This window comes from Paeniglutamicibacter psychrophenolicus, assembly GCF_030812255.1.
Classification (GTDB): domain Bacteria; phylum Actinomycetota; class Actinomycetes; order Actinomycetales; family Micrococcaceae; genus Paeniglutamicibacter; species Paeniglutamicibacter psychrophenolicus_A.
In genome coordinates this window covers 85533-100115 of the sequence record NZ_JAUSSH010000004.1, presented here as the reverse complement: position 1 = coordinate 100115, position 14583 = coordinate 85533, and the positions used below count along the sequence as shown (strand labels likewise).

Sequence of the window (14583 nt, the reverse complement as noted above, 5' to 3'; positions counted from 1 at the left end):
GTAGAATGGAGGTATGTTCGATGAATACCATAAAGGGGATTCGGAAGACGAACCTCCAAACGAAAACATTGCGCCGGCGGGCCCAACGCCCCCGGCACCTTCCGCCCTGCCGGCACCGGGACGGAGCCACGAGGACGACATGGCGTTCCTGAGGTATGTGCGAGACGGCCTGGCGGCCCTGGACTCGGGAGGCACCGCCAGGGAACACCACGAGAAGATCGGCATGGTCGAGGAGATCAAGGGCGCCGCGGCCGGCGCACAGGCCATGTCGGCGACCCTCATGGAGGCCGACGTGGTGGCCCTCAGGACCGAGGCCGGGGTGCGGGGAAACAACCCGGCCTACGGGGTCGGGTCACAAATCGCGTTGGCCCGCCGGGAATCCCCGGACCAGGGCCGGGCCTTCCTAGGTTTCGCGGACCGCCTGATCGCCGACCTGCCCTTCACCCTCATCGCCCTGCTGCGCGGAAAGATCAGCGAATCCCAGGCGCGGGCCATCGACCGGGAAACCCAGCACCTCCCCTCGGCGCAGCGCGAGGAAATCGATGCCGCCTTGCTGCGCAATCCGGAAGGACTGAAGGGGCTGTGCCCGCGCGCGCTGGTGGACAGGGTCCGCAAGTTCGCCTTCGAATACGACAGCTCCGATTCGCTGGGAAGACTGGAAGAGGCCAGGGCCGGGCGCTACGCGGCCGCGTTCCCGGCCCGCGACGGCATGATGCAGCTGGCCGGGCTGCTGCCCGTCGACGACGGGCTGGCCGTGCACCAGGCTCTGGACGAGGCGGCCAGGGAGATCAAGGCGGCCGGGGACCCCCGCACCCTGGCCCAGATCCGGGCGGACGTGCTGGTGGACCGGGTCACCGGGAGGAAGCCGGCCGAGGGCGTGAAGGTCGTCCTCCACCTGGTCATGAACGACCGCACCCTCTTTCAGGGCTCCAGCGAACCAGCCCACCTGATCGGCTATGGCACCGTCCCCTCCACCTGGGCCAGGATGGTGGTCGCCGGGCGGGACCCCCAGGACAGGGAACGCTACCGGGGGCTGGTGTCCCTCAAGAGGATCTACACCCACCCGGACACCGGGGCGCTGGTGGCCATGGACTCCAGGTCCCGCCAGTTCCCCACAGCCCTCAAGGACCTGATCAGCATCCGCGACAGGTACTGCCGCACCCCCTGGTGCAACGCACCCATCAAGCATTTCGACCACGTGGTCCAACACAGCCGCGGCGGCCCGACCAGCGAGGCCAATTCGGCCGGCAGGTGTGCAAGCTGCAACCAGACCAAGGAACAATCCGGCTGGGAAGAGCGCGTCGTGGACAGCGGTGGGCGGCACACCATCGAGATCACCACCCCGGTCGGGGCAACCTACACCTCCACCGCGCCGCCGCTGCCCGGCACCCCCGGCTGATCCCGGGAACCAACAACCACCCCGCACCACGCGCGCAGCATGCCGGGCCCCCTCACGCCCGCCAACGAAAACGGTCCGTGGCGCCGGAACACGCGATGACGCGTGCCCCGGCGCCACGGACCGCGTGGCGTTCAAGATCGACCGGGAATTAGCGGCCGGTACCGCCGTAGACGGTTGCTTCGTCCTCGGCATCAAGATCGAAAGCGGCGTGGATCGCACGTACCGCGTCGTCGAGCTTGTTGGCGTCGGTGACAATCGAAATGCGGATTTCAGAGGTGGAAATCATGTCCACGTTCACGCCGGCCTGGTGCAGCGCCTCGAAGAAGGTGAAAGAGACGCCCGGGTTCGACCGCATGCCCGCACCGATAAGCGAGAGCTTGCCGACGTTCTCGTTGTAGGAGATGGCTTCGAAGCCGATCTCCTCCTGCGCGGAACGCAAGGCTTCCTGGACATGCTTTCCATCGACCATCGGCAGGGTGAAGGAAATGTCCGTGCGACCCGAGCCGGAGGTGGAGATGTTCTGGACGATCATGTCGATGTTGGCGTGGGCGCCGGCAATGACGCGGAAGATCTGGGCGGCCTTGCCCGGAATGTCGGGAACGCCGACAATGGTGACCTTGGCTTCGGAACGGTCGTGGGCTACACCGGAAATGATGGGCTGTTCCAAGGGTTCTCCCTCTTGAATCTTGATCTGGTCATCGGGGCTGGGCAGGACCCAGGTTCCCTCATTGGTGCTGAACGAGGAGCGCACATGCAGCGGGACCCCGAAGCGGCGCGCATATTCAACGCAGCGCAGGTGCAGGATCTTGGCGCCCGAGGCGGCCATCTCGAGCATTTCCTCGCTGGAGATGGTGTCGATCTTGCGGGCCGCCGGAACCACGCGCGGGTCGGCGGTGTAGATGCCGTCGACATCGGTGTAGATCTCACACACGTCGGCGCCGAGCGCGGCAGCCAGGGCCACCGCAGTGGTGTCCGAACCGCCGCGGCCCATCGTGGTGATGTCGTTGGATTCCTTGCTCATTCCCTGGAACCCGGCAACGATCGCGACGTAGCCGCGGTCGATGGCACGACGCACGCGCTGTGGGGAAACCTCGATCACGCGGGCCTTGCCGTGAATGGAATCGGTCATCATGCCGGCCTGCGAGCCGGTGAAGGACGCGGCCTTGGCGCCCAGTCCGTCGATGGCCATGGCCAGCAATGCCATGGAGATGCGTTCGCCGGCGGACAGCAGCATGTCCATCTCGCGGGCGGGAGCCTCTTCGGTCAGTTGGCCGGCAAGATCGAGCAGCTCATCGGTGGTGTCGCCCATGGCGGAAACCACCACGACGACTTCGTGGCCGGCGGACTTGGTGTCAATAATCCGACGGGCAACGCGTTTGATGCCTTCGGCATCCGACACGGATGATCCGCCGAATTTTTGGACAATCAGGCTCATGCGTCAGCACACTCCATGGGACGGGAAATAGGTGGACTTCAATCGGCGCAGCCGTGGCCGGCACCGCTTCCATATTAGCCATTGTGATGCACCGGAGCTCCAATGCGTGACCGTTCTAGGTCATATAGCGGGGTTTGGCTGGTCTATTTGCTCGGTTGGATATCGCGCAGGTCACCCCGTGTGAAGGAGCGTGGTGATTTTGGGGCCCGAAGAATGCTATTTGGTAACGGAATGGATAAACGCGTGACTTGCCTAGTCAGACTGCGTACCTTGGGAGGATCGGGCCCGGGGGAGCCATCGGAACAAGTACAGGGTGGGATCTCATGGAATCAGCTGTCACGGTCCCAGGCCGAGCGCCGGGGCAACGGCAGGATCTAGGTTCGGGAATCACGGCCACCGGCCTGGCCCGCTCCTTTGGGGCGGTGCGGGCGGTGGAAAACATTGATTTCCATGCTGCGCCGGGAAAAGTCACGGCGTTGATCGGACCCAACGGGTCGGGCAAGACGACATTGCTGCTGATGCTGGCATCCCTGCTGCGCCCGGATGCCGGAAGCATCCGCATCCAGGGCATCGACCCGACGGCAGATCCCCGCGCGGTGCGCGCCGTCCTGGGTTGGATGCCCGACACGCTGGGCTTCTGGGAGTCCCTGACCAGCAGGGAAATCCTCACCACCGTCGCCGCCCTGTACGGGATCGGCAAGGCGCAGGCCAGGGTGCGAGCCGCGGAGTTGCTCGAGGTCGTGAACCTCGGGGAGCTGGCCGACACCCCGGCCCGGGTCCTCTCTCGCGGGCAGGCCCAACGGCTCTCGCTGGCGAGGGCATTGGTCAACGACCCGTCAGTGCTGCTCCTTGACGAGCCCGCCAGCGGGCTGGACCCGGGAGCACGCGTGCAACTGCGCACGCTCGTGCGCCAGCTCGCAGACAGCGGGAAGACCGTGGTGATCAGCTCGCACGTGTTGGTGGAACTCGATGAAATCGCCGACGCGGCGGTGTTCCTGTCCCGGGGCAAAACCGTGCGCAGCCAGAGTCTTGCCGAAGCCGGGGCGCAGAGCCGCGGCTACACCATCGCCAGCCTGGACCTGGAGATGCTGCGCGTCGCCTTGGCGGAAGCCAACTTCGAGGCGGCGTATCGCGGCAACCTGGAAAACGGCGGGGGCAGCGCCAAGCTGAAGCTCACCGGGGAAGTCCAGGCCGGGGAGCTTCTAGGCAGGCTGGCCGGTGCAGGGGTTCCCGTCACGGCATTCGCCCCGACTTCCGGCCTTCTCGAAGAGACCTACCTGAGCCTTGAGGATGAAATGCCATGAGTATCTCCACGTCCCCGCGCGTACGAAGCGCCGCCCCGGCACTGGGCTACCTTGCGGGCATCCGCACCGTCTTCGGCCTGGAGATCCGGCAGCGGATCCGCAACCGCGGCTGGTACATCATGCTGGGCATTTGGTTCGTGGTGGTCGCCGCCGTCGTGGGCCTTGCAGCCCTGAGCGTCGGGGAAGACGGATTCGGTGCCGGGCAGGTGATGTTCGAGTTGGTCATCGCGTTCGTCCTCTTCTTCGGCATGCTCATCGCCCCGGCACTGAGCGCCAACTCGATCACCGGGGACCGGGCCAACGGAACCCTGGCGATCCTGCAGAACACGCTGCTCACCCCGGGGCAATTGCTCTGGGGCAAGTGGCTGGCCTCGTGGGTGGCATCGCTGGGGTTCCTGGTGGTCACGATCCCGTTGATCGGCTGGGCGATGACCTACGGAGACGTGTACCTGCCGGCGGCGCCGGTGCTGCTGGCCATGCTGGCGGTCGAACTGGGCATCGTTTGCGCGATCGGGGTCGGGGTTTCTGCGCTGGCCAACCGCACGTTATTCGCCGTCATGGTCACCTACCTGCTGGTGGCGTTGCTCGGGCTCGGGACCTTGATTTCCTACGGGCTGAGCATGCAATTGGTGAAGACCGACGTCAATGTCTCCAACCAGGTTTGGCCCGAGACGTACATGAACGGCGATTTCCCGGGGGATTGGGACGAGAACAACTACACCTGCGAAGACCGGACCTACGTGCAGGAAACCTTTGCCACCGAACGCATCACCTGGCTGCTGGCGGCCAACCCGTTTGTGGTGGTCGCCGATGCCGCACCGCGGTCCCCGGCCCCGGAGGATTCGTCGATGTTCGCCGAGGCCGGCCCGATGGGGGCCATCAGCGAGGGCGTGCGCTACTCGCAGGCGGGCCCGGAATTCCAGATCCCGTGCCTGAACGGGGTCAAGAACACCGCGTTGCCCCCGACTCCCGCGCCGTTGTGGCCGCTGGGCCTTGGCATCCAGGTCCTGCTGGCGGGAGGCATCGTGGCCGCCGGGCGAAACCGCCTCAGGACCCCGGCGGGCAAGCTCGCCGCGGGAACGCGGATCGCCTAGCCGCCCGGCCCCGGACGCGGGGCCCGACGGCCCGGCCAGCGCTACGCTGGAGCGTAGCGACCAAAGAAACTAACCGGCACGAAGGACGGAAAAGCATTGGCAGTCGACGAACCGCAAGGCACCGAAACGGACGGCGACGATGCCGTTCCCGGCGGCGTCCAATCGGTGGACCGGGCGCTGGCGATCCTGGAGATCCTGGGCCGGGACGGAAGCTCCGGAGTGGGCGAGGTCGCCGAGGAACTCGACATCCACAAGTCCACCGCTTCCCGCCTGCTGAGCTCGCTGCTGGCCCGCGGCATGGTGCAGCAGAACACCAACCGCGGGAAATACGAGCTGGGGTTCGGCATCCTGAAGCTTGCCAGCTCCATTCCCGGACGGCTCTCGCTGGTGGGCGAAGCCCGCCCGGTCCTCGAGGGGCTGGCCGAGGAGTACAAGGAAACCGTCAACCTCGCGGTCCTGCGCGAGGAATACGCGGTCAATGTCGACCAGGCCATGGGCCCCTCGACCCTGGCGACATACGACTGGCTCGGCAGCCTCACCCCGCTGCATGCGACCTCCAGCGGGAAGGTGCTGCTGGCGGCACTGGGGGCCGACGAGCGCGGACGGATCCTGAAGGCCGCCAAGCTTCCCCAGCGCACGGCCAAAACCGTCCGCACGCGCACCGCCTTGGAAAAGGAGTTGCTGCAGGTCGTGAAGAACGGCTTTGCGCAGGCCCGCGAGGAATTCGAGATGGGCATCAACTCGGTTGCGGTGCCGGTGCGCAACCACCTCGGGGCGGTCGTGGGGGCCGTCAGCATCTCCGGCCCGGCCTTCCGCTTCGACCCGGAAAAGCAGCCCGGCCTGCTGGAGGGCCTCAAGCGGGCCGGGCTGGAGATCAGTGCTTCGCTGGGCTACACGGACCGCTGACGTCCCGGCCGGGTTCTTCGGTTTGGCGCTTCGGCTCGGCGCTCCGGGTCGACCCTTGACTTCCGCTCGTGGCCTGCGCCACTGTTGTCGCACGGGGCGAAGGCTGCTGATCGGTGCGAAACACCGACAGCCGCCGAAAATGCCCCGGCCGAAGAGCCAGCAAGGAGTGAAACAGGATGCACGGCGCCTGCCCGCTGACCCAACTGGCCCGTGGATACGCACTGCGGCTTGACACCTCGCCCCCGATCACCGTGCTCCACACGGAGGAAGGCGAGCTTTTCGAAATCGACGACACCTGCACGCACCAGGACGCCCCGCTGGCCGACGGCCGGGTCGAGAACCGCGAAGCCGAATGCCCGCTGCACGCCTCGAAGTCCAGCCTCCGCACCGGGGAGGTTGACCAGCCCCCGGCCAAGCGCCCGGTGCGGGTCCGCGAAGTCACCGTCGTCGACGGCATCATCATGGTCGCCGAATCGGATGCGGCCCCGAATCTCCCGCCGGGCATCAGCCTCGTCGGATAAGGAGCGCCACCATGAACCAAGCACCGAACGTCGTGATCATCGGGGCCGGCATCGTCGGCGCGAACCTGGCCGATGAGCTGGCCGTCCGCGGCTGGGTGAACACCACCGTCATCGAGCAGGGCCCCCTGCACCTGGCCGGCGGATCCACCTTCCACGCCCCCGGCCTGGTCTTCCAGACCAACCCGTCCAAGTCGATGACCGAGTTCGCCGGCTACACCGTCGAAAAGCTGCTGTCCCTCACGAAGGACGGCGTTTCCTGCTTCAACCAGGTCGGCGGGCTGGAAATCGCCACGACCCCCGCACGCCACGAGGAGCTGGCACGCCGGCACGGATTCGCCACCTCCTGGGGGCTCGAATCGCGGCTCATCGACGCCGCCGAGTGCAAGCGGCTCCACCCCCTGCTGGATGAGCATGCGGTGCTGGGCGGCTTCCTGGTTCCCTCAGACGGCCTGGCGTCCGCGGCGCGGGCGGTGCAGCTGCTGATCAAGAAGTCCACCGCGGCCGGGGTGCGGTTCCTGGGCAACACCACGGTCACCGGGATCGAACAGGCCGGCGGCAGGGCCACCGGGGTCCGGATCGGGGAAGACGAGGTCATCGAGGCGGACATCGTGGTCTCCTGCGCCGGGTTCTGGGGACCTGCCATCGGGGACATGATCGGCATGCACGTGCCGCTGCTGCCGCTGGCCCACCAATACGCCACCACCGACGCGCTGCCGGAGCTCGCCGGACGCAACCCCGGCCCCCACGGGGCCTCCCTGCCGATCCTGCGCCACCAGGACAAGGACCTGTACTACCGCGAGCACGGCCAAAGGCTCGGCATCGGCTCCTACGCCCACCGCCCCATGCCGGTGGACCTGGCCACGCTGGCGAAGGTGCCGGCCGAGGACATGAGTGAACACGAGATGCCCTCGCGGCTGGACTTCACGGAGGCGGACTTCCTGCCCTCCTGGGAGGACTCGAAGGCGCTGCTGCCCGCATTGGGCAAGCGGTCGATCGAGGACGGGTTCAACGGGATCTTCTCCTTCACCCCCGACGGCGGGCCGCTGGTGGGTGCGGCCCCGCAGCTTGAGGGCTTCCATGTGGCCGAGGCCGTCTGGGTGACCCATTCGGCCGGCATCGCCCGGGCCATGGCCGAGTTGCTCATCGACGGACAGTCATCGATTTCCCTGCACGAGGGAGAGGTGACCCGCTTCGAGCCGGTCCAAACCACCAGGGAATACATCTCGGAGACGTCCCAGCAGAACTTCGTGGAGATCTACGACATCCGCCACCCGCTCGAGCCGCGCACCTCGCCCCGCGACCTGCGCTCGGCCCCGTTCCGGGCCCGCCAGGAAGAGTTGGGCGCGTTTTTCCTGGAATCCGCAGGCTGGGAACGGCCGCATTGGTTCGAGGCCAACCGGCAGTTGCTTCAGGCGCTGCCCGATCAGTGGCGCTCCCCGGCGCGCGACGCCTGGTCCGGCCGGTTCCACTCGGAGATCTCCGCGGCCGAGGCCTGGCGGACCCGCACCGCGGCGGCCATGTACGACATGACCCCGCTCAAGCGCCTCGAGATCACCGGGCCCGGCGCCCTGGCGCTGCTGCAGCGCCTGAGCACCGGCAACATCGCCAAGAAGCCAGGCGCGGTCACCTACTGCCTGCTGCTGAACACGGACGGCGGGATCCGAAGCGACGTGACGATCGCGCGGCTGGGGGAGGACCGCTTCCAGCTGGGCGTGAACTCAAACATTGACCTGGACTACTTCACCGTCGAGGCGCGCCGCCAGGCAGCCGCGGACCCGGGCGCCTGGGCTCACGTCAGTGACATCACCGGTGCCACCTGCTGCATCGGCCTGTGGGGGCCGCTGGCCCGCGAGGTCATGGCCAAGGCCAGCGGGGACGACTTCTCCAACGAGTCGCTGAAGTACTTCCGCAGCAAGGAGGCCGTCATCGGCGGCATCCCGGTCACCGCGATGCGGCTGTCCTACGTGGGCGAGCTCGGCTGGGAACTCTATGCCGGCGCCGAGACCGGGCAGCGGCTTTGGGACGTGCTCTTTGCGGCCGAGGCCGAACACGGGATCATCGCCGCGGGGCGCGGGGCGTTCAACTCCCTGCGCCTGGAAAAGGGCTACCGCCTCTGGGGCACCGATATGACCCCCGAACACCACCCGTTCGAATCGGGCCTGGGCTTCTCCATCGCCAAGGACAAGACCGGGTTCGTGGGGGCGCAGGCCGTGGAAGTGCTGCGCAACCGACCCCCTGCGCGGGCGCTGCGCTGCCTGACCATCAACGACGGGACCTCGATGGTGCTGGGCAAGGAGCCGGTGTACGTGGACGGCGCCCCGGCCGGCTACGTGACCAGTGCCGCCTACGGCTACACGGTGCGCACGCCGCTGGCCTACGCCTGGCTGCCGGCCTCCATGATGGAGGGGGACCAGGCCGAGATCGAGTATTTCGGCCGGCGGATACCGGCGACGGTTGCCGCGGACCCGCTCTTCGATCCGGGGATGGAGCGCCTGCGCGGGTAGGAGGCACCCGAAAAACGGGTCCGGAAGGTCAAGACGCGGAGACCGGCTCCTGGGAGGGCGGGGCGGTGCGCACCAACGGGGCGGCGGGGGCCGGCTGCGCGGTGTTGCGCCGCCCCTCGATGGCGCGGGCCAGGGTGACTTCGTCGGCGTATTCGAGGTCCCCGCCGACCGGCAGCCCGGAGGCCAGCCGGCTGATCTTGATGCCCAGTGGGCGCAGCGTGCGCACCAGGTAGGTGGCCGTCGCCTCGCCCTCCAGGTTCGGGTCGGTGGCCAGGATGATCTCGGTGATGCGTTCGTCGCCCAGCCGGGCGATCAGCTCGCGGATGTGCAATTGCTCCGGGCCGATGCCGTTGATCGGGTTGATGGCCCCGCCCAGCACGTGGTACCTGCCGGTGAAGGCGCGCGAGCGCTCGATGGCGATGACGTCCTTGGACTCCTCGACCACGCAGATGATGTCGTCCCCGCGGCGTTCGTCGCGGCAGATCGAGCAGGTCTCCGACTCGGAGACGTTGAAGCACACGGTGCAGAACTTCACCCGTTCCTTGACCACGGAGATGACCTGCGCCAGGCGCTTCATGTCCTCCGCATCCGCCTCGAGGATGTGGAAGGCAATGCGCTGGGCCGACTTCGGGCCGATGCCCGGAAGCCTTCCCAATTCGTCGATCAGTTCCTGGACTGCGCCTTCGTACACTTGGATTCACACTGCCTAATCTTGCTGTTCGCTGCGACTTTGTTGCGTGCACCAGACACTACACACCGGCCCCGACGCTTGGTCCCGGCCGGCGGGCCGTCATCGGGGCCGGTTGGGGCGCTCGAGCACGTTGCCCTGCGCATCGCGTTCCTCGATGACCATGCCCTTGAGGATGCGCTCGATGGCGGGAACACCGATCAACGAGGAATCCTCGATCTCGATGTCGTCGTCGCTGGGGACGAACTCCGTCTCTTCCAATTCTACCGGTGCAACCGGGGTCGGGCGCTGGTCCGCAACCGGCGTTGGCCGCGGACGGGCAAAATCCGGGGCGTCGTCCGGGTTTCCCCAGGCGCCGGCCGACGGATCGGTGGTAATCGGGGCATGCACGGGAGCCGGATGCGAATCGGTGATCCCCGCGGCGCGGTTCATCAGGCGCTGGTAGCGGCTGAGCTTGCCGCCGTTGGCGGGCACCGGGGCTCCGGGTTCCTCTGCCGCCGGGACGGGAGCCGGAACCGGCATGCCCCAGGTGGCGGCCGATGCGCCGGGGGGAGGTGCGACCGGGCGGTCGGCAGCACCCAGGGACGGTGCCGGGGCCACGTAGCCCTTGGGCGTCGCCGGGGGCGGGGCCGCGGGCAACGAGGTGCCGGCCGCTGTCGAAGGATCGTCCTCGACGGCGGGTCCGGCAACCGGGGTTCCCAGCTCCCCTTCCCAGTCGGGCACCGGCACGGAGGAAGCATCCCAATCGCCGCCGCCGTCATCCCACGGTTCCGAATCCCAGGCGGGTTCCGGTCCGAAGCCCGGGTCCTCGGAGGAGGCAGCCGGGATCGGGGGCTCGGCCGCCGGGGGTTGGGCCGGTGCCGGTGCCGCAGGCGCGGCAGTGGGCGGCGCGGCAACCGGCGCCTGGACGACCGGCTGCGGTGCTGTCGGTTGCTGAACGACCGGCTGCGGTGGCGCCGGTGCGGCCGACACCACGGAGGGCGCGGGCGCGGCGGGAGCGCCCTGGAGGGCAGTGGCCGGTGCGGCACCCCAGCCGGGTTGGCCGGGCGCGGGCGCACTGGAAGGGGAAGGGGCGGTGTGCTGCTGTGGTGCGGATTCAGCTGGACCAGTGGTCACCGCCGGCTCGGGCCGGCGATCAACTTTTGGGCCAGAACCACCCGCGGGTGCGGAGCCTCCCTCTGCGATGACCAACTCTATGTTCACGCCGAGCACCTTCTGGATGCTCTGCCCCAGGATCGCAACGTTGTCCGCCCGCGCGGTGAATGCGGTCATGGCGCCGGTGTGCGCGAAGCTCACGGTCAGCGTGCGGCCGTCAAAGCCGGTGACCGAGGCGTTCGGCGCCACCATCATCCAGACGAACCGCTTGTTGCTCTTGAGCTCTTCCAGGATGTCGGGCCAGGCACGGCGGAACATTTCGACCGATCCGGCGCCGCCGGAGTGCGCTGCCGGGCCTTGGCCCTGCTGCGGCTGTGCGGCCGGTGGCTGCTGCTGCCGTGGTGCCTGGTTTTGCTGTTGCTGCTGCGGAGGCATCTGGCGCGGCGGCTGCCCCTGCTGTTGTTGGGTTGGGGCCGGCTGCTGCTGGGGTTGCTGCCCGGGGGCCTGGTGCTGCTGCTGAGGCTGGCCCTGCTGCTGCGCGGGGTATTGCTGCGCATTCTGCGGCCGGGGGGCAGCCTGTTGCTGTTGCTGTTGCTGTTGCTGTTGCTGTTGCGCGGCCGCGGCACGTTCCTGCGCGGCACGTTCCTGGGCCTCGCGTTCCTGCGCGGCTCGCTCGGCGGCGGCTCGCTGTTCTGCGGCAGCCCGTTCCTGGGCGGCACGCTCTGCCATGGCCTGCTCGGCCGCGGCGCGCTCCTTTGCGGCCTGCTCTTCCTTGACCTTCTTGGTGAAATCCGCCATGGCTTGGTTTTGCTGCAGCGGTGCGGGTTCGGGTGCCGGTGCCGCGGGCTCGCCCTCGGTCTCCGGCGCGCGATCGGGCAGGATGCTGAACGGCGGCACATTGGCAGGTGGGTGCACCGGGGTGCCCTGGGAGGGTGAAACCGGCTCGGTGACGGGGTTGACGGGGCCCTCGGGCACCGGTCCCCAGGTTCCGCCCCAGTCGGGGGAGTGCCCGGCCGGTTCCTCGGCGGCCGGAGCTTCCGCATCGGGAGCTTCCTCCACGGGCGCGGACGGGGCCGGCGCCGCAGATGTTTCCGGTGCGGGTGCAGCGGCGGCGGGAGCGGTCGAAACCGGCGCTTGGGAGGGCTCGTCGACCGGCTGGACCACAACTTCCGCTGGCACGGACGGCGCTGGCGCGGCTTCGCTTGCAGCCGGGGCGGCGGTGACTGCCGGTGCTTCGGCGGCGCCGCCTTCCTTCTGGGCCCGCGCCGCACGCAGGGCCTCGCGGACCGCGGCCGCGCCCTGGCCCGAGGATTCGCCCTCGAAGCCGGCGGTGGAACCGGCATGGCCCGGCTGGCCGGAATCGCCGGCCGGCATCGGCGGAAGTTCGTCGCCGGCGTAGGCCAGGCGGCGTTCGATCCGGTCCATGCGCGCATTGAAACCACGTTCGGTGGCGTCCGAAGCCGGCAGCAGCAGACGGGCGCAGAGCAGCTCGAGGTGCAGGCGCGGCGACGTTGCACCGGTCATCTCGGTCAGGCCCGCGTTGGTGACATCGGCCCAGCGGCTGAGCTCGGCCTGGCCGAGTCCCGCGGCTTGGGCCTGCATGCGGTGCAGCTGGTCCTCGGGCAGGCCGCGAATGATCTGGGCGGCGTTCTCGGGAACCGCGCGCACGATGATCAGGTCGCGGAAGCGTTCGAGCAGGTCCTCGACGAATCGTCGCGGATCGTGCCCGGTCTGCACCACGCGGTCCACGGCGGCAAACACGGTCGCGGCGTCGCCGGCGCCCAGTGCGTCGACGACGTCGTCGAGCAACGTGGCGTGCGTGTAGCCAAGCAGCGACACCGCCAGCTCGTAGTCCAGGCCGTTGGGCCCGGCGCCGGCGATCAGCTGGTCGAGCACGGACAGCGAGTCGCGCACCGACCCGCCGCCGGCGCGGATGACCAGCGAGAGCACGCCGGGGGCCACGGAGACGCCCTCGGCGGTGCACAGGTACTCGAGGTACTTGATCAGCGGCTCGGGCGGGACCAGCCGGAACGGGTAGTGGTGGGTGCGCGAGCGGATGGTGCCAATGACCTTGTCCGGCTCGGTCGTCGCAAAGATGAACTTGATGTGCTCCGGCGGCTCTTCGACGATCTTCAGCAGGGCGTTGAAGCCCGCCGAGGTGACCATGTGGGCCTCGTCGATGATGAAGATCTTGTACCTGTCGCGCACCGGGGCGAAGGTCGCGCGCTCGCGCAGGTCGCGGGCGTCATCGACGCCGCCGTGGGACGCCGCGTCGATTTCGATCACGTCGAGGGAGCCCGGGCCGCCGCTGGCCAGCTCGATGCAGCTGGGGCAGGTGCCGCACGGGGTCGGCGTTGGGCCCTGGGCGCAGTTTAGGCAGCGGGCCAGGATGCGGGCGGACGTGGTCTTGCCACAGCCGCGCGGACCCGAGAAGAGATAGGCATGGTTGACCCGGTTCTTTTCCAGGGCCGTCATCAGCGGCGTGGTGACATGTTCCTGCCCGATCACGTCCGCGAAATTGTCTGGACGGTAGCGACGGTAAAGAGCTGTACTCACGAGGGCCACCCTATCGGTTTTCCGGATGCATGCGCACCCGGATCGGTTGTGAAGACCCACGGTTGCGTGGGCAGCAGTGCTGGATCGAAGACCGCCAACGCAGCGGAGAGCGAGTCGCCGGGCAACCCCAACGAGGCGAGGATCATGGCGCGGGCCGCCGCGGCGTCGATGCCCACGCTGGCAAGCCGGCCCAGGGTCACCGACCCATCGCGCTTGGCCAGGCGCTTGCCGGCCGCGTTCAGGGCCAGCGGAACATGGGCGTAGGCCGGAGGTTCGGCGCCGAGCATCCGGGCCAGGTAGGCCTGCCGCGGGGCGGAGGAGAGCAAGTCGTCGCCGCGGACCACCTGGTCGATGCCCTGGGCCGCGTCGTCGACGACCACCGCCAGGTTGTAGGCCGGGACCCCGTCATTGCGCAGCACCACGAAGTCATCCACGACCCCGGTGTATTGGCCGTGCAGCACGTCGGTGACGGTGAAGGTTTCGGCCTCGGTGCGAAGCCGCCAGGCTGCCGGGCGCAGCCCGCGCTTGGCGGCGCGTTCGGCATCGGTGAGATCCCGGCAGGTCCCGGGGTAGGTTCCGGGTGCGGCGTGCGGGGCGCTGGAGGCCTCGGAAATGTCGCGCCGGGTGCAGAAGCACTCATAGAGCAGGCCGCGGGCCCGCAACGAGCCAAGGGCCTCGGCATAGAGGCCGGAGCGCTCGGACTGCCTCACGACTTCTCCATCCCAGGTGAGCCCAATGGCGGCGAGGTCGGCAAGCTGGAGTTCCTCGGCGCCGGCACGTGCACGGTCGAGGTCCTCGACGCGCATGAGGAATCCGCGTGAGGTGGAGCGGGCGAAGAGCCAGGCCAGGATCGCGGTGCGCAGGTTGCCCAGGTGCAGTTCTCCCGAGGGGCTGGGAGCGAACCGTCCGGAACCCATGGACCTACTCCCTTTCGACTCCCGGATTCGAGGTGCTTGGGTCAACACTCGATGCGGGAAAATAGTAAAGGCCCCTCATGCACCTGCCAGAGCCCATCTACCCTTGCTACCTTCCGGTCCTGGGGGAGTTCAACAGGATGACACCACATGAGGGGCCGTCAAAT

At 68.3% G+C, this 14583-nt stretch carries 10 protein-coding genes and 1 other RNA gene; 6 read left to right on the top strand and 5 right to left on the bottom strand.

Annotated features, from left to right (window positions below):
- The first annotated feature begins 139 nt into the window (after nt 1-139).
- Nucleotides 140-1399 (top strand): HNH endonuclease, encoded by a 1260-nt coding sequence (locus J2T21_RS07880; RefSeq protein ID WP_307580225.1) that lies wholly within the window; start codon nt 140-142, stop codon nt 1397-1399.
- Nucleotides 1400-1547: 148 nt separating this feature from the next.
- On the opposite strand, the gene J2T21_RS07875 is transcribed toward J2T21_RS07880, so the two are convergent.
- Entirely contained in the window at nt 1548-2834 is a 1287-nt protein-coding gene (locus J2T21_RS07875; RefSeq protein WP_071214704.1) for an aspartate kinase, read from the bottom strand.
- A 323-nt stretch (nt 2835-3157) separates the two neighbouring features.
- Here J2T21_RS07875 and J2T21_RS07870 point away from each other — a divergent pair, with 323 nt between their 5' ends.
- From J2T21_RS07870 to J2T21_RS07850, 5 genes are all read left to right on the top strand, one after another.
- On the top strand, nt 3158-4138 hold the full coding sequence (locus J2T21_RS07870) for an ABC transporter ATP-binding protein (protein WP_307580221.1): 981 nt from the start codon (nt 3158-3160) through the stop codon (nt 4136-4138).
- A complete protein-coding gene (locus J2T21_RS07865; protein ID WP_307580219.1) occupies nt 4135-5232 on the top strand; it encodes an ABC transporter permease in 1098 nt (365 codons plus the stop codon). The genes J2T21_RS07870 and J2T21_RS07865 overlap by 4 nt, the downstream gene beginning before the upstream one ends.
- A 96-nt stretch (nt 5233-5328) precedes the next feature.
- A complete protein-coding gene (locus tag J2T21_RS07860; protein WP_307580217.1) occupies nt 5329-6138 on the top strand; it encodes an IclR family transcriptional regulator in 810 nt (269 codons plus the stop codon).
- A 176-nt stretch (nt 6139-6314) separates the two neighbouring features.
- Nucleotides 6315-6659, top strand: a complete 345-nt coding sequence (locus tag J2T21_RS07855; protein WP_307580215.1) for a Rieske 2Fe-2S domain-containing protein — start codon at nt 6315-6317, stop codon at nt 6657-6659.
- A gap of 11 nt (nt 6660-6670) precedes the next feature.
- Nucleotides 6671-9163 carry a GcvT family protein gene (locus J2T21_RS07850; RefSeq protein ID WP_307580213.1) on the top strand — a complete coding sequence of 831 codons (2493 nt, stop codon included), beginning with the start codon at nt 6671-6673 and terminating at the stop codon, nt 9161-9163.
- A gap of 28 nt (nt 9164-9191) precedes the next feature.
- On the opposite strand, the gene recR is transcribed toward J2T21_RS07850, so the two are convergent.
- The 4 genes from recR to ffs form a co-directional block, all read right to left on the bottom strand.
- Nucleotides 9192-9854 carry a recombination mediator RecR gene (recR, locus tag J2T21_RS07845; RefSeq protein ID WP_071214710.1) on the bottom strand — a complete coding sequence of 221 codons (663 nt, stop codon included), beginning with the start codon at nt 9852-9854 and terminating at the stop codon, nt 9192-9194.
- A 99-nt stretch (nt 9855-9953) separates the two neighbouring features.
- Nucleotides 9954-13502 carry a DNA polymerase III subunit gamma and tau gene (locus tag J2T21_RS07840; protein WP_307580210.1) on the bottom strand — a complete coding sequence of 1183 codons (3549 nt, stop codon included), beginning with the start codon at nt 13500-13502 and terminating at the stop codon, nt 9954-9956.
- Nucleotides 13499-14419: a tRNA glutamyl-Q(34) synthetase GluQRS gene (gene gluQRS, locus J2T21_RS07835; RefSeq protein WP_307580208.1), complete on the bottom strand. Its 921-nt coding sequence runs from the start codon at nt 14417-14419 to the stop codon at nt 13499-13501. Before gluQRS ends, J2T21_RS07840 begins: the two co-directional genes overlap by 4 nt.
- A gap of 63 nt (nt 14420-14482) precedes the next feature.
- An RNA gene (gene ffs / locus J2T21_RS07830) (signal recognition particle sRNA small type) lies at nt 14483-14579 on the bottom strand.
- Nucleotides 14580-14583: the final 4 nt, after the last annotated feature.

Coding starts and splice junctions, on each gene's coding strand:
- J2T21_RS07880 (WP_307580225.1), top strand. CDS start 140: ATGGCGTTCCTGAGGTATGTGCGAGACGGCCTGGCGGCCCTGGACTCG.
- J2T21_RS07875 (WP_071214704.1), bottom strand. CDS start 2,834: ATGAGCCTGATTGTCCAAAAATTCGGCGGATCATCCGTGTCGGATGCC.
- J2T21_RS07870 (WP_307580221.1), top strand. CDS start 3,158: ATGGAATCAGCTGTCACGGTCCCAGGCCGAGCGCCGGGGCAACGGCAG.
- J2T21_RS07865 (WP_307580219.1), top strand. CDS start 4,135: ATGAGTATCTCCACGTCCCCGCGCGTACGAAGCGCCGCCCCGGCACTG.
- J2T21_RS07855 (WP_307580215.1), top strand. CDS start 6,315: ATGCACGGCGCCTGCCCGCTGACCCAACTGGCCCGTGGATACGCACTG.
- J2T21_RS07850 (WP_307580213.1), top strand. CDS start 6,671: ATGAACCAAGCACCGAACGTCGTGATCATCGGGGCCGGCATCGTCGGC.
- gluQRS (WP_307580208.1), bottom strand. CDS start 14,419: ATGGGTTCCGGACGGTTCGCTCCCAGCCCCTCGGGAGAACTGCACCTG.